Origin of the sequence: Bradyrhizobium jicamae (assembly GCF_001440395.1) — a bacterium.
Classification (GTDB): domain Bacteria; phylum Pseudomonadota; class Alphaproteobacteria; order Rhizobiales; family Xanthobacteraceae; genus Bradyrhizobium; species Bradyrhizobium jicamae.
This window is the reverse complement of sequence record NZ_LLXZ01000091.1, coordinates 1-2,806: the sequence shown is the minus strand read 5'-3', so window position 1 is coordinate 2,806 and position 2,806 is coordinate 1. Positions and strand designations below refer to the sequence as shown.

The following is a 2,806-nucleotide window of genomic DNA, read 5'->3' as shown; positions in this document are numbered from 1 at the left end:
AACAGGCCGGACACATGACTTGCACCCGACCGCAAGCCGAACGTCAGATTCTTCTTGCAATGCGGGCGTCGTCCACACATGACCCTCAACAGACATTCCAACAGTATTGTATGGTTCAGGAACATGCACGGCGGACTTCTGCCCGTATCCAATCCCATAGGCAGGCGGCCCAAGTCTGAGCCGCCGGTCATTTGATGAAGTTCGCGCGGGAACCTTGCCCTACCTCGGATGTTGGAAAGCAATGCATAACCCAGGAGGAAACTCTTATGAGAACTCTGTTATTGGCTGGTGCACTGGCGGTTGCTGGTTTCGCTATCGGCACGCCGATCTCTATTGCACCCGCGTCAGCTCAAGTTGCCGTTGATACTCCGCTCGGCGGCGTGAGAGTGGGCCCGCGGCCCCGCTACGACCGAGACTATGATCGACGCGCTTATCGCGCCTACGGATATGATCGCGGATGCCGCACCGTCACGATCGAGCGCGACGACGGTTCGGTCCGCAGGGTCCGCCGTTGCGACTAGCAGTACCGGACTAGAAGATCGACCCCCGGGCTCACAAGAGCGTCGAGCCCGGCTCTCCCACTCAAGGAATTGGGAGTGATCCACTAAGGCCGCTTCAGTTGGCGGCCTCTTTCATTTCGCGAATGTCGCCTGTTGGCCCCTTTGAGACATGCCCGCCTATCCTGAGAATGTCCGTTCACCGGGGTAGACCGGCCTCGGTCCGGTCAAGCCCGTCACAATGACCCATATCGGACTTCGGCTGCCTCGCTCGCCAGTCGGGAACAGGATGGCATCATTTCGCTACATCAGATCAAGCATCTGAGACTCAGATAGCGCGGCAAGTTTTTCCTGCAGGATGCCGTAGTTGTGTTCAAGGCTTTGGTGCACCGACAAGAACGTGCTTAACAGTTGCAACGACAATTCCGCATCGAGTCCATTTTCTTGCTGCCAGCTTATTATTTCCCTTTGGCGGGCGATATGCCTCCGGCTTAGCGCAAGACGAACTTCCGTCTCAGCGGTCTTCCTTAATAAGCGCTTGCGCGTGAGACTGTCGGGCATGATCCGCTTCGTCAATGCTGGTTGAGCGCGCAATGGTCATTACGTCAGCCGTTCCGAAGTAATCGCAAGCCGATATGGCCCTCAAACGAGCACGAATGTAATTTGTTCCACGAAGGCGTCCAAAGGTTGGTTAAGTTCCGTTTTATCGAGAAAGCCAACCGTTTGCGAGACCAAGACAGAGGCCTCACCATGTCTGTTATTGGTCGATTCCGTTGAAGAAGTCCGTCCGCGACCGAGGCGCCCCCAAATTGCAGCGCGAACCGACCGCCTTTCAGGCTGGTTTTGGCTGCGGCATTGGGACCAGCTTAGCGAGTTTCCGGAGGTTCTGAGCGGTTGCTGCGAGGACAAACTCGTCGCGGGCACCATTTGGTCCACGTAGGCGCAGTCGGTCCAGTTTGAGAATGCGCTTGAGGTGAGCGAACAACATTTCGACCTTCTTGCGCAGTCGTCGTGATGCTCGACCTTCCCAGGAGTTGGCAATCGCTCGCGCCATGTCGCGGGCCCTCTCATGAATCGAGCGAGGCACCTTTCGAGCAGGCGTGTTCGGGCAGCAGCGTGGCCTCAAGGCGCAGGTGTCACAGTCAGCCTTGCTCGCTCGATAAAGCAGCGTCTCGCCATCATTTACACGCGTTCCTGTTGTGGTCAGCGTCTTGCCGCCGGGACAGATATAGACGTCGCCGGCGGGATCATAGTTGAAGTCGTCGCGTGCGAAGGTGCCGTCCTTGCGCGCCGATTTGTCGAACACGGTCACATGCGGCTCGATGCTGTGTTCATCGACCAGCCAGCCCAGCATGTCGGCTGAACCATAGGCGCTATCTCCGAGGAGCCTGGATGGGTGGAGAGCGAAGTTCTTTGCGGTCCGCTCGATCATGCGCTTGGCGGCGAGAACTTCTGCCTGCCGGATCGCGGTGGTCGGCTCAACGTCGACAATGATCGCATTCTCCACATCGATCAGATAGTTCGTGGAGTAGGCAAAGAAAGCCTGTCCGCCATGGGCACCGGTCCAGCGTGCGGCTGGATCAGCCGGTGAGATGAACTTGGGGACGATCTCGGTCGCGGCCCCAAAGGCCGCATCGTCTAAGACGGCTAGATACTCATCGACGGCACGGCCTGCGGCTTGTGGGGGCAGCCCCTTCTCGCCTTCGATGCCGTTCTGCCGGTTCGCATCGGCCTTGATCAGGCTGGCATCGACCGCAAAGCTTTCTCCGCCAACCAGACCCTCGTCGATGCAGCGGCGCAAGACGGCCTCGAACAGCCGTCGCAGCAGATCACTGTCGCGGAAGCGGCCATGCCGGTTCTTCGAGAAGGTTGAATGATCGGGCACGTCACCATCGAGTCCAAGGCGGCAGAACCAGCGGTATGCCAGGTTGAGGTGAACCTCTTCGCACAAGCGCCGCTCCGAGCGGATGCCGAAGCAGTAACCGACCAACAGCATCCGGACCATCAGCTCGGGGGCGATCGAGGGGCGCCCGATCGTGCTGTAGAAGACAGCTCCCGCCTCAACCCTTCGAGCTCCACGAACCTGTCGATCGATCGCAACAGATGATTGGGCGGAACGTGCCGCTCGAGCGAAAACTCGTAGAACAACGCAGCCTGCTCACCTAGCTGATGTCCCATCATGATTCAGTCCTCTCGCTACGACTGAATCAGCGAAGATCAACCGGCGCAAGCGCCGACTTTTTCAACAAAATCGGCCCTTGGCCGACATGGCAGATCGGTTCACCGACGTCTGCTTTCCGGGGTGGAGC

General features: G+C 58.5%; 1 protein-coding gene and 1 pseudogene. Both read right to left on the bottom strand.

Annotated elements, in window-relative coordinates; all coding sequences use genetic code 11:
• Positions 1-800: 800 nt before the first annotated feature.
• Positions 801-1,058, bottom strand: a complete 258-nt coding sequence (locus CQ12_RS14235; protein ID WP_157088208.1) for a hypothetical protein — start codon at positions 1,056-1,058, stop codon at positions 801-803.
• A 271-nt stretch (positions 1,059-1,329) separates the two neighbouring features.
• A pseudogene (locus CQ12_RS14230) lies at positions 1,330-2,678 on the bottom strand (transposase).
• Positions 2,679-2,806: the final 128 nt, after the last annotated feature.

Bases quoted from the DNA above. Each gene is read 5' to 3' on its own strand.
- CQ12_RS14235 (WP_157088208.1), bottom strand. From the start codon at position 1,058: ATGCCCGACAGTCTCACGCGCAAGCGCTTATTAAGGAAGACCGCTGAG.